Below are 23,500 nucleotides of genomic sequence, written 5' to 3'. Positions count from 1 at the left end.
TTAAACTTGAACTTAAACGGTTTGAGGAAGTTCTTTTTTCTTATTCTTATTCATCCAGAAAATGCCAAAGGCAGCCAATGCAATGAATAATCCGAAGCATAGAAGCGAGATCCATTTTCCTTTTTCAATCACTTCAGGCTCAAAAACCATTCTGATATGGTGATTTCCTGCAGGAACATGTACTGCACGTAATAAGTAATCTGCTTTAATGTAAGGTACTTCTTGTTCATCAACAAGAACTTTCCAACCATGAGGGTAATAAACCTCAGAGAATACTGCTAATTGAGGTGTCTTCGACTGTGATTTAAATTCAAGCTCGTTAGGTTGGTACTTGGTTAGGTTGATAAAGGCTGTAGAATCTGCCTGAACCGGTTTATTGCTGAAATATGACTTATCAGACGATGCAATAACTGCGGTCTTCTTGTTATCGATAACACCAATGGATTTTATTTCTTCATTAGGTGTCTCTACAAACTTTAAGTCACTTACAAACCATGCATTTCCATTGGCTTTTGGATTAGGAACAACCTGTGGCTGCTCCGGACCTCCGAAAACCATGTACTTAGCGTTCAGTAAATTCAATATTTTAGGTGTTTTTACACTGTTAATATTATTGATGTACTCATTCAATACATCGTCATATCTTCTAAGTTTTACAGCATGGTAACCACCGATTGATGCCTTGAAATAAGACGTGTTGGTTTCACTTGTAACTCCTAGAGTCTGGTTGTAAATTCTGTAGTGTGCTTTATCTTTATCAGCAATCGTTTCTAATGTCTTGTTGATATTTACATTAGATAAGATGGATTCAAGGTTTGGATTTCCCTGAACTTTTTCAGCCAACAGATCTGAACTTTCTGTCTGAAAAGGATTTTCAGCAAAGATCTTATCTACATAGTTTTCGTCATTTAAATAACGCTTGTTTACCGTCCATAGATCGAATAAACTTACAGTTCCAATAATCACCAAAACGATATTCTGACTTAATTTTTTCTTTAAGCTTAAGAATAGAGCAGCAGCAGCAATAGCTACATAAATAAATGCCTTTATTGCATCTATTTTAAACAGTTTGAATCTTTCATCTACCAGATAATCCAATAGGAAAGGAGGGAAGTAGGTCTTCTCATTTTCCGTAGAGAATCCTAGTAATGATTTTCCGAATATTAAAAGAATTAATAATAATCCTAATGTACCTCCACTTACATATGTTAGAATCTTTTGCTTGTATTCCTCTGTTAGTTTTTCATCCGTAAAGAATCTGTATAATCCTAAAATGGCAATTAACGGGAATAATAATTCCACAACTACCAGGATAGAAGATGGTGCTCTGAACTTATTATAAAAAGGAACGAAATCAATAAAGAAATCTGATAATGGCATAAAGTTGCTTCCCCAAGCCAATAAAATGGTAAGGACTGAAGCTCCCAAAATCCAATAACGATACTTTTTCCAGGCAAAGAAGAATCCTAATAAAGCAAGGAAACATACAATAGCCCCCTGATAGGCAGGTCCTGAAGTTCCCGGCTGATCACCCCAATAGGTCATGCCGCTGAAACCTTTTGAAATTCTGTCCATTTCAGCTTGTGAGCCTACATTTTCCTGTACCAGTTGCTGAACTTTGTTCATCATTTCCTTTCCTTCCGGTTCCTGGCTTCCGCCTCCCATTAATCTTGGGATGAAAAGGTTTAACGTTTCAAGCTGTCCATAGCTCCACATCAGCATACTTTCCTTATCCATTCCGGATTTTCCTGAAGTATGGCTGTCATTTGTTAAGATCTGCTTTCCACGTACGGTCTCCTTTACATATTCAGAGTTGGCCATGATCCTTTGTGCATTCATTCCAACCCCAATGATACATGCTGAAGCAATGATTCCTGATGAAATAAGGAAATGTTTCATCGGGGTCTTTTTCTGGATCGCTCTGATTAATTCAGACAGGAATAAAAATCCTAGAGCCAGAAACAGATAATAGGTCATCTGTGGGTGGTTTGCTGCAATCTGAAGCCCCATAAAGAGGGTAGTGACGATGAATCCCCAGATATATTGTTTTCTGATATATACCAGTAAAATTCCGGCTAAAAGCGGGGCGAAATATTCAATAGTATTTACTTTTCCATTGTGCCCTGCCGCAATAATGATGTAGAAATAGGTGGAAAGCCCAAAGAAAGTAGCTCCTAGCAAAGCATACTTCCAGTTTCTGACCACTACCATTCCCAAAAGGAAAAAACCTGCAAAAAGCAGGAATAGATAATTAACCGGCCTTGGCAGAAAATTTAGATTGCTATCGATCTTTTTGATGATGTCGCCTTTAAACTGGCTACCCATCTGATAAGTAGGCATTCCTCCGAACATGGAGTCGCTCCAATAGGTTTCATTTCCGGTATTGGCTCTATAGTCAAGCAGTTCTTTTGCTCCTCCTCTGTATTGTACAATATCATGCTGAAAAAGCTGTTTTCCTGAAAATACAGGAGTGGAATATAAAAATGCTAAAACTATAAATACTACTAATGAAATTGCAATATAAATTAAGTTTTTATTTTTTGCCATGCTGGTTATTATCTTTTATTTCTTGGATTTTTTACCTTTTGTCATTACTCTCTTTCACCTCTTCATAGTCTACCGTTTCTGCATCCCATTTGAGGTTGTTATCCTTATTTGAGTTGTGTATATCTTGTTGCCTGTTATTCTGATTACCGTTATTGTTGTTGAAACGATAGCTATAAAATGTCTTAAAGAAAATCCTTTTCAGAATGTTCCAGACAAAGAAAATAACGATGGCAGACAGTACTAACTCAAGAATGTACTTCATAATTTTAAAATTTAAAGTTTAAGGTCCAGAGTTTAAAGTTTTTAGTTTTTCCTCCTGTGCTTATCTTCAAACCTGGTTGTTCAATTATTTTGCAGATGGGTTTACCATTACAGAAGAATTAGAAACACTTGTCATAGACTGAGATTGTTTTCCGTCTGTAATAGATTCAATCTGAGTTGTTTTTACGTTGATGTTCTGGTTAGTAATCCATCCTGTGCTTTCGTCAAACTTAATGGTTCCGTTCTGAACAAGTTCACTGCTAAGACTATGAGTAATAGGTCCCTGAGCTTTCTTTTCAGTTTTCTTAGGAATACCTCCGGATACTGTAATTTCAGCAGTTCCGTTTCCTAGGCTTTTCAAAACATAGTTTGAAGTTACCTTAATGTTTCCGCTTGGGTCTGCATTTTCAGAAGTAGTCCATTTTTCACCTACTTTTACTCCTTTTTTAGGGATAACTGCTAAGTTTTTAGTGAATTGATCTTTTAATACTTTCTCGTTAAAAGACTGCTTAAGACTTGCTACAACGCTCGCTCTTTCATTGGCATCCTTAATTAGGGGTGTAAGAGCTGTTGTAACTTTGGTATAAACAGCATCAAAACCTGTAATGGAAATTACATTACCTTTTGTGTCCATCTTCATATCAAGCTTGTTGCTGGTAAGCGCTTTGTTGATATTCCAGATCATTTTTAGGTCATCTTCTTTAGGAAGAGGAAGTTTTGTATCTACTACCACTGTTTTTCCCTGTGCAGACTGAGAACTTCTTTTAGAAACAAGGTTAAGGGTCATTTCATATACATTTCCCTTAATATCGTTTACTGTAAAGTTCATTTCATCCGTAGATTCAGTAGTCGCTGTGATAGATTTTCCCTGAGGATCCGTCATAGTCTTTACATCTCTCTGGTAAGTTGTAAGAGGGTAAGTTTTTCCTTTTTCAAGCTTAAAAGATTGTGTAATGATCCCTGCAGAATCTTTGATAGCTGGGTTTTCTGCAACTTTTGCTACAGAGTCAGCCGGTACTTCTACCGTTACCGTTTTTCCGGTTTTAGGATCTACTTTAGTTATTTTTGCCGTTTCTTTTTTACAAGAAACAAGAGCTATAGATGAGATTAGCGCTAATGCTGCTATGTTTTTCATTTTCTGATTTTTTTAAGTGTTGTGTTATCGAATTAATTATTTCAACATTTTCTGTCTTACAGCTTCATATAAGATGGCACCACATGCCACAGAAACGTTTAGAGATTGAGTTTTCCCTTCGATAGGAAGTTTGATTTTTTCATCTGCATGATGCAATACTTCTTTAGATATTCCGGTTTCTTCATTTCCCATAACAATAGCGCATGGTTCAGTGAAGTTAACGTCATAGATTAGCTTTTGAGCTTTTTCAGAAGCGGCAAATACAGTAATTCCGCTTTGTTGTAAGAAATCTACCACATGTGCAAGATTATTTTCCTTACAGATTTTGATATTGTAAATACCTCCTGCAGAAGTTTTGATTGCATCAGAATTGATAGGTGCTGCTCCTTTTTCAGGAATAATGATGGCATCTACTCCTACACATTCTGCAGTTCTACAGATAGCTCCAAAGTTTCTTACATCTGTCAGTCTGTCCAAAATCAATAAGAAAGGAGTCTTCCCTTCTTCAAACAATTGAGGAACAATATCCTCTACTTTGTGAAACGGAACATCCGAAATAAAAGCAACCACCCCCTGGTGATTTTTTCTTGTAAAACGATTAAGTTTTTCAATCGGAACATAATTAGGACGAATTTTATTTTTTGCTAAAATCGCCTTCAGTTCAGCATAAATAGGACCCTGAAGTGCATTCTGCACAAAGATCTTGTCAATCGTTTTTCCTGCTTCAATTGCTTCAATCACGGGACGTAACCCGAAAATAAAATCGTCTTTCATTGAGTTGTTTAATGTTTATGTTTAAGCTTTGGGATTAGAAATTACAGGGGTTTGTAAAGTATTGTCACTTCAAATTTCCTGTTTTATTTTACCCTGCTTTGTATTAATATTTTTCTCCTAAAATTGCTCTTTTCTGCGCCATTGCATAGCCATAATGCAAGCTTTCATGCATGTTGTTGAAGATAATAGCATCCTGAATGCTCTTCAGATCCATTCCGAAACTTGTGGTGTAGGGAGTGTAGTCTGAAAAGAAATCACTATCATAATCTTTCATTAAAATCTTTGAAGTTTCAGTGAGTAAAAACTCCAGATCTTCTACTTCAGATTTCTGAACATTTAGGTTAGGTAAAGTCCCTTTTTTATAAGTTTCAATCCAATACTTATCTATACGGAAAGGATTTCCACTAAGGTAATAATGCAAAAGTTGCTGTGTAGCAACTGTATGGGCAATATTCCAGTAGATATTGTTGTTGAAACCGTCCGGAATCAGCAGAAGATCTTCATGAGAAGTGTTCTGCAGGATATCTAAAAGGTTCTTTCTCACCTGTCTGTGTGCTTGAAAATGATAATTCATTTTGCAGAAATTTTAATCTCCAAAAATAGTTTAATAAACTGGAAATGACAATTTTTTAGACAGGGGATTAAAGTAAAAGTTCTGCAATGCTGAAAAAACATATTATTTATTATTTTCTTTTAGGGAATATATTTGATAATATACTAGCGGGTTTTAGAAAATTTAACTTCTACTTTTTAGATATTTATAAGTTTTTATGAAGCTAAAATCCTCCTTTGATTTTTTTCAAAGGAGGATTTTTTATTGTTTTATTAACTATCTTTTATGAAAATCTTTATAAAACATAAAGATTTTGAAGATGAATTATTATTCTGATAAATAGTAAAATCTATTATTTTTTTATGATTTTATGCTTAAAAGTGGTTCCGTCTTTCAATACAATATTTAAAAAATAAACTCCTGCCGTATAAGAGGAAAGATTAATTCTGTTTTCTTTATAAATTTCAGTGAGTTTTCTACCGTCAATACTGAAAAGACTCATTGAAGCCACATCTTCCTTAGATTTTACATTCACGAAATCTGCCGTAGGATTGGGGTAAATATTAACATCAATGGTTTTGACGTCCTTTACATTTAAGGTAGCATCACTTTTTCCCTGCATATAAACTGATAAATAGACATCACCTTTTTGCTGGTTAAAGACCGCTGTAGGGATTGTATGCTTTAGGGTATGATTTCCTGCAGTCATGTTGGGAAGTGTAAACCCTCTGATGGGAACTGAATTCCCTGGACACCAGTTATTCCATGCAGTCCATTCTGCAAATGAAGAAGGTGCTCCTCCATAAATTCCATTGCCTTGGGTGTTGTATACCCTGAATGGTTCACAGGAAGTTCCTCCTGGTGTATAGGTTAATACCTGTACATCATCTACATAGGTGTAATTTTGTCTTCTTACGTATTCCTCACCGCCTTCATCGGCACCATGAGGAGTGGATATTACAGAAAAATGGGCATTGGTAACAGGGTTTGGTAAATTGAAATTTACAATTCTCACTGTTTCACCTGTAACGTCTGTACTGTTATAATTATTAACTCTGCTATAGCTTAACAGAGGAACGAGTGTATTATAATCAGTAGGCGTTGCTCCTACATCTGTTGAGAAAAAAGTCAGGGTTCCGGAAAAAACATCAATTCTTCCTGTACAACCTTGAACTTGTGTTTGGGCAGCATAAGGAACTCCAAAAACATCCAGTTCCATATACATATCATAGGTGTTTCGGAGTGTGGTATCGTGGAATACATTATAAAGATTACTGATGTCGTAGGTATAAGGAACTTCGTTCGGAGTACGATTCTTGTTCATGAATGGAGTAATGTATCTGCCTACTTCAATTCTTTTAACATTCGCATCATCCATAGTGTATGTAGGTTGGTTTTTTGGAACCATAGCCAAAAATACCTCTCCGAGACGGTCATAATTATCACATAAAGCTCCTATGCTTACCCTCATGGCAATCTTTGCTTTAAAAGAATCCAGTTCTGCATCTGTAATTTTTTTTGCGTACCGGGTATTTCCCAGTCTGATGAGACCGGATGGTACAGGAGTTGAGACAGGTGCTGCATAACCGTCATAATATACTGCCTGCGAGATTAGATTAGTCATCGTGGTTGTTTGTGACTTAAAAAGACCTGCAAGGAAGATACTTGAAAAAAATAGCCTTTTATACATATGGTGGGTATTTCCTGTAAATATATTAAAATATGTATTAAAAATATTGTTTTAACAATCATATTTTTATGTTAAATGGGTTTTGTTGTTGAATGTGTAAATATTTTTTTTGTAAGGTATTAAATTTGTGGTTATTGTATTCGCTTTATGAGTATATAGGATTGAATAATTTTTTTTATTATAAAAATTAATATTTTATTATTAAATTAGCATCATATTCGATGTTAATATTATTAATAATGAAAAGAATTTTACTTTTGTCTTTGTTACTTGCAGTGTTGGGTGTTAAGGCTCAAATCAATCTCAATATTGGAAGTACAAATGTGGGAACTGCGCCTGTAAGCAGCTTTTTTTCCTATTCCTATGTTCAACAGATATACCTTAAGAATGAGATAAATGCTAATGCAGCAGGAAATATTACCGGGCTTACATTTTATGTGGACCCATCTGCTACTATTTCTGATTCGTCTAATTGGACGGTTTACCTGGGGCATACCAATAAAACAGCATTTGCTTCCGGTACAGACTGGATTACTTCATCACAGCTTACTCAGGTCTTTGCAGGTACTGTAACAAAGAATAATGGTAAAGTAGAAGTGGTCTTTACAGCGCCGTTTGCCTATAATAATACAGATAACTTGGTTGTGGCAGCAAAAGAAAATGCGCCAAGTATTGATATTAATAATTTCGATGAAGCTTTCCGTGTTTATCCATATATTCCAAATTCTACCCTTTATTATAAAGGAGATAATGCGGTTGTTGATCCGGCATCTCCACCTGGAGGAATAAGAGCTGATTACAAATCATCAATAACAATTTCAGGATTAACGGTTAAGGCTACTCCCGGATGTCCTTTTGTACTTTACCCTACAGACAATGCCCAGTATATTTCGTTGTCTCCTAATATTAGCTGGCAGCCCGTTATAGGAGCTACTTCCTATAAGATTTCCTTAGGAACGACACCTGGAGGTACAGAGGTTATTAATCAACAGGCAGTAAATGCTGCTAATTTTAATCTTTCACCATCCATTGTTTTGAATCGGGATACCAATTATTATTTAAAAGTGACAGCTGTTTCAGCCAATGGTGAGTCTACTGGCTGTGCGAATAATATTTTTAAAACTATTCCTCCAATACCGGCAAATGATGCTTGTTCCGGAGCTTTACAAGCAACTGTTTTTCCATATACCTACGTACAAAGTGACGGGATGTCTTCTACTAATAATGCAGGTTTTATAACTGCGTGTCCGAATGATGGAATGAATGATGGACTATGGTTCAAATTTACGGGAGATGGAGGCCAATTTACAATTAAGGCATCTCCTGCTACAATTACTTTTGATCCGAAAATAGGAATATATAGCGGTACATGTAATAATTTAGTTTGTGTAGGTACACAAGATAATGGCGGCGGCGGTAGTTCCGAAACTAAGACTATTACAACCACTGCAGGAACGGAATATTATATAAATGTAGGATCTTACGAAGATTCAGTAGATAAGCCGGAGGATGTGTTTACTATTACCATCACAAAGCTTTAATGCATTAATAAATTCTTTTCTTTTAACGGATCTGTAATTTACGATAATAAAAATGTTGCGGTAATATCATCGCAACATTTTTATTTTAGGTTATGGTGAAGTGAAACAATTGAAGCAATATTGCTTTTAATTCGGTATTGTCTTCAGAATATTTAACAAACTTTAACTCAAAAATGGCATTGATTGTGTTGATTAATGCAAGTATTTATCAGAAATTTACCACCTATTTTAAATCAAGCTATGTCAGATATACATCAAGCAGAAGACATTCGTCAATTGACGGAAAAAGTAAAAGAAAAAAACTACTTATTTTCTCTTCTGAGACAAGAAATCAATAAGGTTATCATTGGACAAGAATACATGATAGACCGCCTTTTGATAGGGCTTCTAGGGAATGGTCATGTACTTCTTGAAGGAGTTCCGGGGCTGGCAAAAACCTTAGCCATTAAAACATTGGCAGATGCTGTTCATGGTGAGTTCTCAAGAATTCAGTTTACACCGGATTTGCTTCCTGCAGATGTGGTGGGAACCATGATCTTTAATATCAAAGACAACGATTTCTCTATAAAAAAAGGTCCTGTATTTGCAAACTTTGTACTTGCGGATGAAATCAATCGTGCTCCGGCAAAGGTGCAATCTGCACTTTTGGAAGTGATGCAGGAAAAACAGGTGACCATTGGTGATGAAACCATGAAGCTTCCAAAACCATTTTTGGTACTGGCTACACAGAACCCGATTGATCAGGAAGGAACTTATCTATTACCAGAAGCACAGAGTGACCGTTTCATGCTGAAGTGTACCATAGACTATCCCTCTTTCGAAGATGAAAGACTGGTAATGCGAATGGTTTCTACATCTCATCAGCCTACTGTGAACCCTGTGATTTCGCTTCAGGATATTGTAGAGGCTAAGGAAATAATTAACCAGATCTATCTGGACGAAAAAATAGAAAAATATATTCTGGATATGGTTTTTGCAACCCGTTACCCAGAGAATTACGGACTTTCTGAGCTTAAAAACTATATCAGTTTTGGAGCTTCTCCAAGGGCATCCATTAACCTTGCTATTGCTTCAAGAGCGTATGCATTCTTAAAAGGAAGAGCCTTTGTTATTCCTGAAGATGTAAAAGCATTGGCAAAAGATGTATTGAGACACAGAATGGGATTAACTTTTGAAGCTGAAGCCGAAGAAATTTCAACAGAAGAGATTATCAATAGAATATTAGGAAAAATTCAAGCACCATAATGAACGATATTATTATTAGAAAAGCAGTTCAGGAAGACTGTGCTTCGATGTTGGAATTAATCAAGGAGCTTGCGGAATATGAAAAAGCATTGCACGAGGTAACCGTAACTCTGGATGATTTTATTGAAGATGGATTTGGGAAATCGCCTGTTTGGGGCGCTTTCGTTGCTGAGTTCAATGGTGAGGTTGTTGGGATATCATTGTATTATGACAGATATTCAACCTGGAAAGGAAGAAGATTGTATCTTGAAGATTTGGTAGTAACCGAAAGAATGAGAGGAAAGCAGATTGGAAAACTCTTATTTGATGCAACATTGGAGCATGGAAAATCAAATGAATACAGTGGAATGGTATTTCAGGTATTGAACTGGAATGAGCCGGCCATTAATTTCTATAAAAAATACAGTCCAAAGTTTGATGATGAATGGTTGAATGTATCCATTGAGTTCAAAGCTTAAAATTTATACATTGAACATAAAACGATAATATGCAGATAAAAGATATTGTAAAAAAAGTAAAGCAGATAGAAATCCGTACCAGAAAAAAGACGGAGGCTGCTTTAATGGGACAATATCACAGTGCCTTTAAAGGGCAGGGAATGACTTTTTCCGAAGTCCGTCCCTATCAGTTTGGTGATGAGATTAGAAGAATCGATTGGAATAAAACAGCGCGTTTCCGTGAGCCATTCGTTAAGGTAATGGAAGAGGAAAGAGAACTTACCATGATGATTTTGGTAGATATTTCTGCTTCTATGGACTATGGAACAAAAGTTCAGCTGAAAAGAGAATATGTAGCAGAAATTGCTGCCAGTTTAGGATTTTCAGCAGCAGGCAATAATGATAAGGTTGGACTGATCCTTTTTGCAGATAAAGTATATAAAGTGATCCCACCTCAAAAAGGAAGAAAGCATATTCTTTCAATTATCAGTAATATTCTGACTGCAGATTATGTTCCGGCTGAGTCCAAAATAGATAAAGCGATGGAATATATGATGGGAATCTTTAAAAGAAAATCATTAGTATTCCTGTTTTCAGATTTTGAGGATGAATATGACTCCAAAATGCTGAGAGTAGCATCCAAAAAACATCAGTTGTTAGGCATGCGGATCTATGATGAAAAAGACAATGAAATTCCTGATGTAGGATATACATTATTATATGATGTAGAAACAGGAAAACAAATATGGGCAAATACTTCCAGTGCAAGATGGAGATATACTTTCGCCGAGGCTCAAAAACAGAAGCTAAGAGCACTAGAAGAAGATTTTGCCAACAGTTCGGCTAGTTTTATGAATATTAATACAGGTTCGGATTACTCAAAATTATTATATAATTATTTTCAGAAAAAATAACATCGGATTTTAACCGTAAATAAAACGTAAGGCCTAGCCTTTATTATTTAACATTGAAAAAAATACTTTTAATACTATCTTTTCTAGTCTGTGCGAATGCTTTCTCACAGATATTATCCTCCAATGTAGAGAAGAAGACCGTTGCCCTTGGTGAGGTCAATCATCTTACCATAAAAGTTGAGAATCTTAATGATCAACAGGTGATCTCTGCACCCAAAAACGAATTGCTTCCTTTTCATTTTGAAGAAACAAAGGACAGCATTGGACAAAACGCCAATTCATATGAAAGGAAAATAGAATTTGCAGTTTTTGATGAAGGGAAATTTACCATCCCTGAACTGGAATTTAAAGTGGGAGATAAGGTTCTTAAAACAATTCCTTACGAAATAGAAGTCATTAATACAGCTCAAAAAGCTGATCAGATTAATGATATCATGAAGAATAAAGAGGTGAAGCTGGCTCCTAAAGACTATTGGGAACTATACAAATTCTATATTCTTGCAGCATTAGCTGGTATCGCTTTGATTGTTGCCATCATTATGATCGTAAAATGGGGAAGAAAATCAAAAAGTTCTCCAGTTGTAGTAACGAACCAAACATTAAAAGAGCTGGATTCACTTAAAAAGAAAAAATATATTGAAGGAGGAAACTTCCGATCGTTTTATGTTGAATTGATCGATATTTCAAGGAATTTTATTGCCACGCAGTATCATTTGCCTGCGGATGTTCTTCTTACTGATGATCTTATTGATGTCATGAAAAAGAACAACACAATTTCCCAGGATAACGAAAAAATAATTGAAGATGTTTTCCTGAGAGGAGATTTGGTGAAATTTGCCAAGACTTTTCCGGATCAGCAAACAATGGAAAAAGATTTTGCCGATATTAAAGATTTTGTAAAAAGATCATCCAAAGATTTAGAATTTGAAAACTTAAGAAAGGATGTTTAATTTCGAGTTTTACAGTCCGTGGTTTTTATTACTTTTTCTACTGTTTATACCCCTTTTTATAAAAGATGCAGGTAAACAGAAAAGGAAAGGAGTAAAAGTTCCTACGGTAAAAAATATGGATGCCAGCAATGGAATTCAAGGGGTGCTTTTTTTATTAAAATTATCAAAGTATATCATTCTTGCTGCACTCATCATTGCAATGGCTAGACCAAGAACCTTTACCGTTTCCCAAGACAGAGACGATACAAAGGGCGTTGATATTATGCTGTCAATAGATGTATCTCTCAGTATGCTGGCAAAAGACCTTAACCCCGATCGTATTACTGCGTTAAAGGATATTGCGGTGAAGTTTGTTCAGAAGCGTCCGAACGATAGAATAGGAGTGGTTGCTTATGCTGCAGAAGCTTTCACAAAGGTTCCGGTAACCTCAGATCATCAGGTGGTGATTGATGAAATTAAAAACCTGAATTCTGCAGGACTGGAGCCCGGAACTGCCATTGGAGAGGGACTTTCTGTCGCTGTAAATCATTTGATTAAAAGTAAAGCCAAAAGTAAAGTGGTTATCCTGATGACGGATGGGGTAAGTAATATACAAAACGCTATTCCGCCACAGCTTGCTGCTGAGTTGGCAAAAAACAATAATATAAAGGTATATGCTATCGGGATAGGAACTAATGGTTATGCATTGATGCCAACATCACAGGATATTTTTGGAGACCTTATTTTTACAGAAGCAGAGGTTACCATCGATGAAAATACCCTTAAAGAAGTGGCACAGACAACCGGTGGGAAATATTTCAGAGCAACTTCAAACAGTAGCCTTGAAGAGGTATACGACGAAATCAATCAGTTGGAAAAATCTGATATAAAGGTTTCCAAATTGTATAACTATGATGAGTATTTTGCAATTTTCCTATGGATTGCTTTAGGAGTATTGATGCTGGATGCATTATTGAGGTGGGTATTTTATAAAATTTTAAGCTGATGAGTTGGTCGTTAGGAAATTATTGGTATTTATTATTACTGTTGCTTCTGCCGCTGTTAGCTTCCTTTTTGATCCGTTTTTTAAAATGGAGAAAGAAAAAGAGAGAAATTTTTGCAGCCAGCCAGTTTCATGATAACTTATTTGAAAAAGATTCAAGATTTATTAGGTTTTTCCCTGCATTATATCTGTTAGGAACATTATTCCTGATATTCTCCATTATTGATCTTTTAAATGGTTCAGAAGAGGTGAAAAGCAGCCAAAAGCTGAATAATGTGATTTTTATGCTGGATGTATCCAATTCAATGAATGCAGAAGATATTAATCCAAGTCGTCTTACTGAAGCAAAAAACCTGATGATAGGAACCATGCAGAAAATGAAAAACGATAAGATCGGAATTGTTATTTTTGCAGGGCAGGCAACCTCAATTATGCCTTTGACAACAGATTATAATTCCGCAGAAACCTATATCAGTGGTATTGAAACCAATTCTATGCAAATTCAGGGGACAGATTTCCTGAAAGGAATGCAGGCTGCTGTTGAAAAATTTAAAAATGTAAGTAAAGGGTCACGAAAGATTATCCTGCTGAGTGATGGTGAAGATAATGAAGGAAATGATAATGCTGCGATAAGGCTTGCCAATAAAGAGGGTGTGAGCATTACCTCTGTAGGTATTGGTACGGAAGAGGGTGCTCCTGTTCCGGAATATGTGTATGGCCAGTTGATGGGGTATAAAACAGATGTAAACGGTGGTACTGTAATTTCAAAGAGACAAACAGAAGCTCTAAAGAAAATGGCAGAATCCACAGGCGGAACTTATATTGATGGAAATAACATTAATGAAGCTCCGGACAGGATCATTGATGCCGTAAATAAGAATTCCTCAGGATCTGAAACACTAGTGAAATCACAGAATGCTAATCATTATTATCAATATTTCTTAGCGGTATCTATCTTGTTTTTCTTTTTAATTTATATTTTTAACCCTAAGAATGATTTTAATGTGTAGTTTTCTTTATTGTTCATAAGGATTGAAAACGGCTACTTTAACCGAATTTTAACAAATAAAACTCTGTTTCTTAACATATAAAGGAATAATTTTGCAAGTGATGAATACTAAAATCATATTTTTATCGTTAATAGTTGCTTTCTCATTCTCAAGCCCCTTGTTTGGGCAGGAGAACTATAGAACATTGGTTCATGAAGGCAATCAGAAATTTGATGGTAAAGACTATGATGGAGCCTCCTCAAAATACATGGAAGCAGTAAAATCCAACGACAAAGATTTTATGGCTCACTACAATATGGGGAACGCTTTGTACAAAAGTAAAAAATATGAGGATGCAAAGGCAGAGTTTGAAAAGGCACAGCAGCTTTCACAAACAATTCCCGATAAATCAGCAGCCCTTCATAATCTAGGAAATACCTATATGCAGATGAACCAGCCGGAAAAAGCTGCAGATTATTATAAGAAGGCTCTGAAGCAAAATCCATACAGTGAGGCAACCAGAAAAAACTATGAGATTGCCAAGTTAAAGGAAAAGGAAAAAGAACAACAGAAGAACCAGCAGAATAACTCAGGAAAAGGAGGTGGCGGTAGCGATCAGAACAAAGGAGAAGATCAGAAAGGAGATAAAGATCAAAAGCAAGATCAAGGAAACGGTCAACAGAACGAAGGTAAAAGTGACCAAGGTAATAACCCTCAGCAGAATCAAAATAATGAGGGCAAAATACCAAAAAATATTGAAAATGCAATCCTGGACAAAATAAACGAAAAAGAAAAAGAAACCGCCAGAAGAATTTTAAACAAGAATTCTTATTCGATGCCTGAAAGCAACGAGAAAGATTGGTGATGAAGCACAAATTGATTTACATATTGCTTACTCTAGCATCCGTAATTACTTACGGACAGGTAAATCTATCTCTTGATGCTGATAAATCTGATTACGCCGGAAAAGATATTGTAAACCTTACCATCGTTTTGGAACTGAACGGAAGTGAGCTTGTTCAGCAGACAGGTTTCCAGCTTCCGGATCTTTCAAAATTCAATATTATAGGCAGCGGATCAGTTACCAATACTGTCATTGACCCTGCAACCAATACACTTATTACCCAAAAAGTTTCCAGAATAGCTCTTGAACCCAAGAAAAAAGGAAAAATAAAAATTGGTTCAGTATTGGTAACCGTTAATAACAAAATTTACAAAACAGAACCTTTTGACGTCAATATCCGAGATATTGTAGATAAGCGTGCATTGGCCAGTAACACTTCCAATGATGTTTATCTGAATATGGAGATTGAAGATAGGGAAGTGTATCAGGATCAACCAACCATTGCTGTTCTTAAGGTATACTCCAGAAATATGGATAATCTCCGTAAAGTGAAGAATATCCGTCTTCCGCAGCAGGAGAATATCAACATACATGCTGTCAATTTTAATAAATCTGAAATAGATCCATCTGGTAACGGAAATATGGCATCTCAGGTTCTGGCAGTATTTATGGTATTTCCCAATGAAGCCGGATATGTTGAAGTTCCTGGAGTATCAGCGTCAGTAAGTACCTATTCTAACAAAAATAAGATTGTTTCCAATAAGGTGAAGCTTAATGTGAGAAAACTTCCGGAGGGAGCTCCTGAATGCTTTAAAAATGCTGTTGGAAACTTTAATGTAAGCGTCTATAATACTTCAAAGGAAAAACCAGAAGCAAAGAAACCATTAAATGTTATTGTAAAAGTTTCAGGAGAGGGTAATTTACCGGATATGGAACTTCCAAAAATAATGGCTTCTCCAGACTATGAGGTTTTTGCACCTAAGATCACCTCTAAAGTTTCTCCTGGTTCTACTGGGATGAAGGGGGAGGTTTCGGCTAGTTATGTGATTGTTCCTAATAAGTCAGGAGCAATTTCCATTAAGACAGAACAATTTGCCTTTTTTAACCCTGAAAATAAAGAATATGTAGATCTTGGGCAAGCAACATTGTCTGTGAATGCTTTTTCTCATGATCAGATTTTAGAATCCCGCACCGCTGTAGAAAAAGTAAATGAGTACACAAATAATCTTCTAGAGACAGTAGATACACCGGTTTTAAAGACCACTTCATTTAAAGTAAAAGAAAAAAGTAAGTTCCATTGGAATATTCTTTTAACCAATATTGCCATTCTTTTAGGCTTATTTGTTGTTTATCTGTTATTTAAGACTTGGCAAAAAAAACGTACATTAGTTAGGGAAACCATATCTCAAAAACCTTTAGGTTCAGTGGCTGAGACAGAAAAAGAAATCAGACAATCATTGAAAACTGATATTAATGATTATTTTGGTTACCTTGAAAATCTTAAGGACAACGGCGATTATGAGAAGTTCTTTGCAACACTGGAGGAAATGGATCAGGAAGTAAGAAACCAGTATTCCCAAGGCTCTGTTATGGCATTTAAGACTTTTCTTGAGAAGAATAATGGTTCTTTAATAGCAGAAGAATATGGAAAGCTACAGCAGAAAATCCAGATGGAAAAATATTCTCCTGTGAAATCTGCTGATGGTATTGATGAACTTTTGAAAATAATTGTTAATTTATATTCACAAATTAGCAAATAATTAATTTATTTTCATATTTTTGCGAAATTTTTAATTACAAAGAGATGGAAATTTTTGATGGTTTCTCTATTAAAGAGATCGTTACCAGCTTTATGGTTCTTTTTGCCGTTATTGATATTATCGGCTCAGTTCCTATTATAGTAGGTCTTCAACAGAAGTTCGGAAAGATTGAAGCAGGAAAGGCTTCGATTACTGCCGGAGCAATTATGATTGTGTTCCTATTTGTAGGAAATAAAATTCTAAAACTAATTGGAGTAGATATAAATTCCTTTGCCATTGCCGGAGCTTTTGTGATTTTTGTCATAGCCCTGGAAATGATTTTAGGAATCGAGATCAATAAAACAACGGAAGCAAAGGCTGCATCCATCGTTCCCATCGCATTTCCGCTGGTAGCAGGTGCAGGAACCTTAACAACTGCCTTATCACTGAGAGCTGAATTTCATGATATTAATATTATCTGCGGAATTATTCTTAATACAATTTTCGTATATTTGGTGCTGAAATCAGCGAAATGGCTAGAGAGGAAAATAGGGGATGCTACATTAATGATCCTTCAAAAAGTTTTCGGTATTATCCTTTTAGCAATTTCCATTAAATTATTTACCGCAAATTTCGCACAACTAGTGCTGAATTATGTTAATTTTTAAAATTATGAAGAAGTTTTATAAAGTATTTTTAGTAGTGTTTATTGCATTCATGGCCATTAATCTTTATGCTATAAACTGGCAGTTACCGGATATCTTAGCAGATGAAGATAATCTGAGATTTGTATTTTCAGCAGGAGCCGCTGCTATAGGCCTTATCCTACTTTTTGTAATGGATACATGGAGTAGAATCGGTTTGAAAAAATAATCAAATATTTACATAATAGATAATATAAAACCTCTTTCAATTTGAAAGAGGTTTTTTGTTTTTTTGAATTAAGAAATAACTAAATTTTTCAATATCGCTTCTGACTTCAGTTCTGTTTCTGTCCATTCCTTTTCCGGATTGCTTTGTGCAGTAATTCCACCCCCTACAAAAACATGTACGGAATCTTTATAAAGTCTTGCACACCGTAGGTTTACAAAATATAGAATGCTTTCTTCTGTTTCAACTTTAATATAACCCGCATAGAATTCACGAGGAAATTTTTCATATTTCCTGATGTTTTCATTGCAAAAATCTTTTGGAATACCACAAACTGCAGGAGTAGGATGGAGATCTTTAATAATTCTGTCAAGATCTTCTGGCTTTATGGTCGTTTTAAAATCTGTACGAAGATGTTTGATATTCCCGGAAATATGGTCATAAGTCTGGGATTGTTGAATTTGCTCTGAATAGTTTTTCAGGATATTCTGAATATAAGTGGTAACCGGTTTCTGTTCTTCAATTTCTTTTTCAGACCATTCTTCCAAAACAGGAAGTGTTCCTGCTAAAGCCATGGTTTCAAACTCGTGGGTTGCTTTATTAAATTTTCCCAATACCTCAGAAAAAGCTCCCATCCAGGCATTTTCACCATCATTAAAAAGATATCTGAATGCATTTGGGTAGGATTGACATAAGTTATTAAAACTCTCTTTATAATCGATGGTATTAAAATCTGTGAAGATCTTCCTGCGTGAATAAACAATTTTTGGAAGATCGTTTTCCTTGATAACATCAATAACCTGTTCTAAGGTATTGCAATATTTCTCTTTGGTTTCAGCAGTGAAGTTTGTAGTGTCATTGATTAATGATTCACTGGTGATCGGAGTATTATTAAATTCCTCCTGATCAACTTTGATAATGTTTCCATTAAAGTCAACTTGGATAAGGCCATTGTAGGAATAAAAATTAACAGCATTTTGATGGGCTTCTTTATCTACAGAATGCAGTCTTTCATCGAAAGGAAGTTTGAAATAAATCATTAGCTATGAATGGATTTTGAAAATCACCGGCCGGAAATGATATAGGAAATTCCGAGGCTGATTTTCCTTTCTGCAAAGGTATTATTAGTCTTAAAGATCTCAAAATTAAAAGTGCTGTTTTTTAATGAAACATTGTTCATTTCCTGTAATATTTTCAAAGAGCTTATTATTTAATCTTGTAAAAAATAAGAGTCATAGTAAGTATAAAAAAAGACTCAAAAAAGAATTGAGCCTTATATTTTATCTTATTTTCTTGATTATCTAAGAATGATGTTATTGGTCATCGTTGTATGATTGATAAGGGTTCCTTTCTCATCTCTGATCTCAATTTCGGAGACATGCATGGTTTTCCCCTTTCTGATAAAACGTGCAGTAGCAGTTACCACTCCGTCTTTTTTACTTTTTAAATGGTTGGAGTTAATATTTGTTCCTACCCCATAATATTTTTCACCGTCGATGAAGATATTAGATAGGCTTGAACCCAAAGTTTCAGCCAAAACACAGCTTGCTCCTCCATGCATAATTCCAAAAGGCTGATGCGTTCTTGGAAGTACCGGCATGGTAGCGGTAAGGGTTTCGTTTTCGATATCAATATCGATGAATTTTATTTCAAGGGTTTTTGCCAGGGTTACGTCTCCCCAGTTATTGATAAATGCTAAGATTTCTTCTTTTGTTTGGCCTTTCATTGTATGCTGAATAGATGATTAATATGTAACTTCTAACTTTTAGTTTCCTCTCCATTCCCCATAATATTAGGGTTCCAGTTAGCCGGAATTTTAGGACCGATATCATTTTTTATATAATATTCCTCAATTTCCTGCATGATTTCTGAAAAGGGAACGGATGCAAGTCTTTCGTAAGGGATGGTGTAACCTAAATAAACAGTGTTTCTTTTGAAGTCTCCTGCTGCGAGTACAATAGGTACTTTTGCTGCCAGAGCCATGTGATAAAAACCTTTTCTCCATTTTGGAACCCAGCTTCTCGTGCCTTCAGGGGTGATAACAAGGCTGAAGTCTTCCTTTGCAAATTGATTGGCGACAAAGTTAACCAGATCATTTTTCTGGCTTCTGTCTATACCTATTCCTCCCAATCCTCTTACAACACTTCCATACCATGCTTTAGTATGAGCATCTTTAATGATTATCTTTAATGGCTTTTCTAAGGACCAATAGGCAAGGTTTCCTAAAATATATTCCATATTGTGGGTATGCGGTGCTACCACAAGGATGCATCTGTTCAGGTTGTTCACATCGCCCTGTAGAACAACTTTCCAGCCTAATAATTTTAACATCAGTTTGCCTATCAGCTTTTTCATAGATTTTTGAATTAAAAACAAAAAAAGTATAACCAATTATTGGTTATACTTTTACAAATATATTGAAATATTATTGCTCTTAAAACAAACCGTTGATTAAATCTACGATTTTCATTACGAATTCCATTGCAAATTGTATCATGATAAGAGTGTGTTTTTGGTTGTTTGGTTATTAAATTTTAACAATACGAAATTAAACTTTTTTTTTAACATAGAGAACTAAATACTCTGTTTTTTCACTTTTTTGAGAGAAGAAGGATGTGAATTTCAAACGGTTGCCATCCATTCACATCTTCTACCACTCTCTAAAGTTAATTATTTAGTTTGTATGGAAATTTCGTTTTTTCCGTCTTTGATTTTGATGTCCACATCCTTATTTATTTTCTTAATATCGGATGCTACAGAATCAATTACTTTCTTAGCTTGGTTATTAGGAACTTTTTTACCATTGATAATGATACTGTCCTTATCATCAGAATTGTATTCTATGCTAGAACCATTTACTGTGATTTTATTTTTTTCGATTCTTACACCGTGGTGGTTTTCATCGTTGTTCTCATCGTCATCATTAATACCATCTCCATCCAGATCTCCGTTGAAATCAATTCTGTCTTTTTTCAATGGAATAACAACGGCTGTTTGAGGAACTACAAGTTCATAATTTACTCTGTAGTCTCTGAATCTGTGGTCGTAAGGATATTTGATGTAGTTAGGAAGTATAACCTTATTGTTTACAACTTCTACAGGAACTGTCAACTGAAGAGGATAGTTGTACCCGTTTCCTTCTTTCTTGATGATCAGATAAGGGGTTTTTACATCAGGTTTTCTGGTTACTTCTACAGAAATATAATCTTCCTCATATACTGAGTTTTTGTCAGAATAGATATCATCATCATAAGCCTTGTAGTTTTGAGGAATGCTTACCTGCTTTATGTCTACGTAGATGGTATCAGATGTAGTATTGATGGCTACATTTTCTGTGTCTTCCTTGCTTCCTTTATAGATCAGGTTTTTCTTTGCCATACTAAGTCCAAAGTAAGTTCCCAGTCCGATTAGAAGAAGAAATAAACCTCCTATTACCCATCCTATATTTCTAAGTTTAGTTTTCGGAGAGAAGATCTTGATGCTTAATAAGCTGAAAAGAATTGCCGGAATTAAACTTCCAATCACCATAATGGCAGCCAATACTTTATCCAGACCATTATCATCCATATAAAATCTTATCTGATTGGCTCCTGGAAAATCAGTATCCATTCCGAAAAGTCCAAACAATACAAATACTCCGATAATGCTTCCTACGGCCATCAATACGAAGAATCCTCCTACGATGTACTTGAATACATTCCAGATACCGCTTCCGGCATTGTTGATGTAAGGTTTGTTTTCCGTATAAATTTCTCCAACTCTCTGAGTAGATTCATTGGCAAATTGCACCAATTTATTAGACTCATTCTTAAGATTGTCGAAGTTCATAGGCTTTCCCTGCATTTTCAGGAAATCTGCTGCTGTTTCAGCTTTTGGAAGTACGATCCAAAGAATTACATAGAGAAGTCCGATCAATGAAGAAGAAATTGCTGCTGTGAAGATTCCTAAGACGAAAATCCCTAGCCAGATGGCTCTCATAGCAGTAATGTCCATTCCTACATATTGAGCTAAACCTGCGCAAACTCCTGCAATTTTTTGTTTTTCAGGATCACGGAACAATTGTTTTTTGTCTGTGTAACTATTTCCTGTGTTGTTCGTATTTTTAGTTGTATTTTTTTCAGAAAAATAAGCCTCTTCCTGTTCTTCAATCTTCTCAGGGGTTCCGATCTGTGCGATTACTTTTTCTACATCTGTATCGTTGATCACTTCACGTTTTCCCAGAGAATCTCTGAAAATCTCCACCATTCTTATTTCTATGTCATGCATTACCTCATCCGCTTCAGAAGCATCCAGTGAGCTTCTTAGTGCGTTCAGGTAATCGCTGAGCTTTATATATGCGTGTTCTTCTATGGTAAAAGAAAAACCTGCGAGTCCTATTGAGAGTGTCTTGTTCATAGCTTTGTTTTTTAATTTTGTTGGGTGATTTGGTTTACTGAGGCGGTCAGATCATTCCACGTATTGAGAAGTTCATCCAGGAAAAGTTTTCCTTTTTCCGTGATTTGATAATATTTTCTGGGTGGTCCCCCTGTAGATTCTTCCCATCTGTAGGAGAGAAACTCTCCATTTTTAAGTCTTGTAAGAAGAGGGTAGAGGGTCCCTTCCACTACATCCAGTTTTCCTTTTTTCAGTTCATCTATAAGATCGGAAACATACATTTCGCGATTATTGATGAGACTTAGAATACAGAATTCCAGAATCCCTTTTCGCATTTGCGCTTTGGTATTTTCAGTATTCATCTTTGATAAGTTTTGTTAATTAGTTATATATTTTAGAAAAATACCCCTAGCTAGTTGGGCCTATTCTAATTTTACATTACAAAGATATGTAAATAAAATGGTATTATGCAATACAAAGTAGTGAAATTTTTAAAATAATATATGTAATAAACTGATAATCAACTATATAATTTTTAATTTGAATTTTAGTGAATTCATTGTAGAGGCAAAATAATTGGTTTTGACTTTAAAATTGACTGCTTAAGATTGAGAAATGTAATGAAATACTATTGGTTGTACTTTAAAAATGATAAAAATATCAAGGATTTTATTGCAGCTAATATTTTGTATTTGAAATCAAATCAATTGATATAGAATGGTAGTATTAATTATTATTAGACTTCATAGCCCCGATAGGAGCGGTTACCCCACAGTATGCTTGGATTTTGGAGTGGTGCGAGGAGTATGAGCGGATAGCGGGAATAGCTTCTAAAAACTTGATTTATCTTTTGAGATTCTGAGATATATTACCAGACGAATTTTGAGATAGCTCATAGGATTTGTATTTTTGTTATAGAGACTTTTAAAGAAACAGTTGAATTCACATTTACTATAATCATGAATATTTTAAATTACTACAAAAGTTTATCAGCCTTTATTTTATTAGGACCTTTGTGTTTTGGGCAATATCAATTTGAGGTTAAAGATGCGTCTAAAAGCTATGAAGCAGTAATCCATATTGAAAACTGTTATAATGACGGATGTATGGGTAAGGGAACTGTAGAATTGTTTGATAACAAAAATGCCAAGGTGCAAACTTTTACGTCTGATAATCTGGTGTTAAGTTTTGAAAATGATCAAAAACCGCTGCCGGGAAAAATGATTCAGCTAAAAAAGGAGCAAAGTCCTGTGGTTTTTGATGACTTCAATTTTGACGGAACGGAGGACATAGCAATAAGAAATGGAAACCTTGGTAATTATAGCAGTGCTTCTTATGATGTATATGTGTTTAACAGTACACGGATGGCCTTTGTGAAAAGTAAAGAGCTTACAGACATTGCATCAAGCTATTTTGATCTTTTTGAAACAGATCCTGTACGTAAACGTTTGATTTGCTATGGAAAGTCTGGGTGTTGCAATTTTTTCACTACAGAATATAGCGTGATTCCGAATAAAGGACTGGATAAGGTGCTTGAAAAAGAAGAGGATAAGAGTGACGAAAAGTATGTAAAGGTGATCACACAAGAAAAAATAAATAATAAATGGGTAACTAAAACTAAGGTATATCCAGCAGAAGGATATAATAAATAAAAG

General features: G+C 35.3%; 23 protein-coding genes. 12 read left to right on the top strand and 11 right to left on the bottom strand.

Features of this window, described 5'->3' with window-relative positions; genetic code table 11:
* Nucleotides 1-12: 12 nt before the first annotated feature.
* The 6 genes from C1638_RS04950 to C1638_RS04925 all read right to left on the bottom strand — a co-directional run bounded on the left by C1638_RS04950 (nucleotide 13) and on the right by C1638_RS04925 (nucleotide 6,894).
* Nucleotides 13-2,547 carry a YfhO family protein gene (locus C1638_RS04950; RefSeq protein ID WP_109618725.1) on the bottom strand — a complete coding sequence of 845 codons (2,535 nt, stop codon included), beginning with the start codon at nucleotides 2,545-2,547 and terminating at the stop codon, nucleotides 13-15.
* A gap of 31 nt (nucleotides 2,548-2,578) precedes the next feature.
* Nucleotides 2,579-2,809: a hypothetical protein gene (locus C1638_RS04945; RefSeq protein WP_109618723.1), complete on the bottom strand. Its 231-nt coding sequence runs from the start codon at nucleotides 2,807-2,809 to the stop codon at nucleotides 2,579-2,581.
* An 84-nt stretch (nucleotides 2,810-2,893) separates the two neighbouring features.
* The gene (locus C1638_RS04940; protein WP_109618721.1) at nucleotides 2,894-3,943 is read right to left on the bottom strand and encodes a DUF6263 family protein; all 1,050 of its coding nucleotides are present in this window, start codon (nucleotides 3,941-3,943) and stop codon (nucleotides 2,894-2,896) included.
* Nucleotides 3,944-3,979: 36 nt separating this feature from the next.
* Nucleotides 3,980-4,717 (bottom strand): 23S rRNA (guanosine(2251)-2'-O)-methyltransferase RlmB, encoded by a 738-nt coding sequence (gene rlmB, locus C1638_RS04935; protein WP_076352383.1) that lies wholly within the window; start codon nucleotides 4,715-4,717, stop codon nucleotides 3,980-3,982.
* A gap of 103 nt (nucleotides 4,718-4,820) precedes the next feature.
* Nucleotides 4,821-5,291, bottom strand: coding sequence for a DinB family protein (locus C1638_RS04930; protein ID WP_076352382.1), 471 nt, complete (start codon nucleotides 5,289-5,291; stop codon nucleotides 4,821-4,823).
* Nucleotides 5,292-5,622: 331 nt separating this feature from the next.
* Nucleotides 5,623-6,894, bottom strand: coding sequence for a peptide-N-glycosidase F-related protein (locus C1638_RS04925; RefSeq protein ID WP_165826498.1), 1,272 nt, complete (start codon nucleotides 6,892-6,894; stop codon nucleotides 5,623-5,625).
* A 305-nt stretch (nucleotides 6,895-7,199) separates the two neighbouring features.
* On the opposite strand from C1638_RS04925, the gene C1638_RS04920 reads away from it, so the two are divergent.
* From C1638_RS04920 to C1638_RS04870, 11 genes are all read left to right on the top strand, one after another.
* The gene (locus C1638_RS04920; RefSeq protein WP_109618717.1) at nucleotides 7,200-8,501 is read left to right on the top strand and encodes a hypothetical protein; all 1,302 of its coding nucleotides are present in this window, start codon (nucleotides 7,200-7,202) and stop codon (nucleotides 8,499-8,501) included.
* Between the two features lie 240 nt (nucleotides 8,502-8,741).
* Entirely contained in the window at nucleotides 8,742-9,746 is a 1,005-nt protein-coding gene (locus C1638_RS04915; protein WP_109618715.1) for an AAA family ATPase, read from the top strand.
* Nucleotides 9,746-10,204, top strand: a complete 459-nt coding sequence (locus tag C1638_RS04910; RefSeq protein WP_109618713.1) for a GNAT family N-acetyltransferase — start codon at nucleotides 9,746-9,748, stop codon at nucleotides 10,202-10,204. Before C1638_RS04915 ends, C1638_RS04910 begins: the two co-directional genes overlap by 1 nt.
* A gap of 29 nt (nucleotides 10,205-10,233) precedes the next feature.
* The gene (locus tag C1638_RS04905; protein WP_109618712.1) at nucleotides 10,234-11,097 is read left to right on the top strand and encodes a DUF58 domain-containing protein; all 864 of its coding nucleotides are present in this window, start codon (nucleotides 10,234-10,236) and stop codon (nucleotides 11,095-11,097) included.
* A gap of 53 nt (nucleotides 11,098-11,150) precedes the next feature.
* Entirely contained in the window at nucleotides 11,151-12,047 is an 897-nt protein-coding gene (locus C1638_RS04900) for a BatD family protein (protein WP_109618710.1), read from the top strand.
* On the top strand, nucleotides 12,040-13,032 hold the full coding sequence (locus tag C1638_RS04895; RefSeq protein ID WP_109618708.1) for a VWA domain-containing protein: 993 nt from the start codon (nucleotides 12,040-12,042) through the stop codon (nucleotides 13,030-13,032). The genes C1638_RS04900 and C1638_RS04895 overlap by 8 nt, the downstream gene beginning before the upstream one ends.
* Nucleotides 13,032-14,039 carry a vWA domain-containing protein gene (locus tag C1638_RS04890; protein ID WP_109618706.1) on the top strand — a complete coding sequence of 336 codons (1,008 nt, stop codon included), beginning with the start codon at nucleotides 13,032-13,034 and terminating at the stop codon, nucleotides 14,037-14,039. Before C1638_RS04895 ends, C1638_RS04890 begins: the two co-directional genes overlap by 1 nt.
* A 100-nt stretch (nucleotides 14,040-14,139) precedes the next feature.
* A complete protein-coding gene (locus tag C1638_RS04885) occupies nucleotides 14,140-14,883 on the top strand; it encodes a tetratricopeptide repeat protein (protein WP_109618703.1) in 744 nt (247 codons plus the stop codon).
* On the top strand, nucleotides 14,883-16,622 hold the full coding sequence (locus tag C1638_RS04880; protein WP_109618701.1) for a BatD family protein: 1,740 nt from the start codon (nucleotides 14,883-14,885) through the stop codon (nucleotides 16,620-16,622). Before C1638_RS04885 ends, C1638_RS04880 begins: the two co-directional genes overlap by 1 nt.
* A 44-nt stretch (nucleotides 16,623-16,666) precedes the next feature.
* Nucleotides 16,667-17,269: a MarC family protein gene (locus C1638_RS04875; RefSeq protein WP_109618699.1), complete on the top strand. Its 603-nt coding sequence runs from the start codon at nucleotides 16,667-16,669 to the stop codon at nucleotides 17,267-17,269.
* A 4-nt stretch (nucleotides 17,270-17,273) separates the two neighbouring features.
* Nucleotides 17,274-17,474 (top strand): hypothetical protein, encoded by a 201-nt coding sequence (locus C1638_RS04870; protein ID WP_076352749.1) that lies wholly within the window; start codon nucleotides 17,274-17,276, stop codon nucleotides 17,472-17,474.
* A 68-nt stretch (nucleotides 17,475-17,542) separates the two neighbouring features.
* On the opposite strand, the gene C1638_RS04865 is transcribed toward C1638_RS04870, so the two are convergent.
* From C1638_RS04865 to C1638_RS04845, 5 genes are all read right to left on the bottom strand, one after another.
* Nucleotides 17,543-18,511, bottom strand: coding sequence for a chorismate-binding protein (locus C1638_RS04865; RefSeq protein WP_109618697.1), 969 nt, complete (start codon nucleotides 18,509-18,511; stop codon nucleotides 17,543-17,545).
* 257 nt (nucleotides 18,512-18,768) lie between these two features.
* Entirely contained in the window at nucleotides 18,769-19,197 is a 429-nt protein-coding gene (locus C1638_RS04860; protein ID WP_109618695.1) for a PaaI family thioesterase, read from the bottom strand.
* Between the two features lie 32 nt (nucleotides 19,198-19,229).
* Nucleotides 19,230-19,826: a 1-acyl-sn-glycerol-3-phosphate acyltransferase gene (locus C1638_RS04855; RefSeq protein WP_109618693.1), complete on the bottom strand. Its 597-nt coding sequence runs from the start codon at nucleotides 19,824-19,826 to the stop codon at nucleotides 19,230-19,232.
* 315 nt (nucleotides 19,827-20,141) lie between these two features.
* On the bottom strand, nucleotides 20,142-21,866 hold the full coding sequence (locus C1638_RS04850) for a PspC domain-containing protein (RefSeq protein ID WP_109618691.1): 1,725 nt from the start codon (nucleotides 21,864-21,866) through the stop codon (nucleotides 20,142-20,144).
* An 11-nt stretch (nucleotides 21,867-21,877) separates the two neighbouring features.
* Entirely contained in the window at nucleotides 21,878-22,207 is a 330-nt protein-coding gene (locus tag C1638_RS04845; protein ID WP_109618689.1) for a PadR family transcriptional regulator, read from the bottom strand.
* Between the two features lie 597 nt (nucleotides 22,208-22,804).
* Here C1638_RS04845 and C1638_RS04840 point away from each other — a divergent pair.
* A complete protein-coding gene (locus C1638_RS04840) occupies nucleotides 22,805-23,497 on the top strand; it encodes an XAC2610-related protein (RefSeq protein ID WP_109618687.1) in 693 nt (230 codons plus the stop codon).
* Nucleotides 23,498-23,500: the final 3 nt, after the last annotated feature.

Source organism: Chryseobacterium oncorhynchi, assembly GCF_002899895.1.
Taxonomy (GTDB): Bacteria; Bacteroidota; Bacteroidia; order Flavobacteriales; family Weeksellaceae; genus Chryseobacterium; species Chryseobacterium oncorhynchi.
Note: the sequence above shows the minus strand (reverse complement) of the source record. Positions and strands in the feature narration are given on the sequence as shown.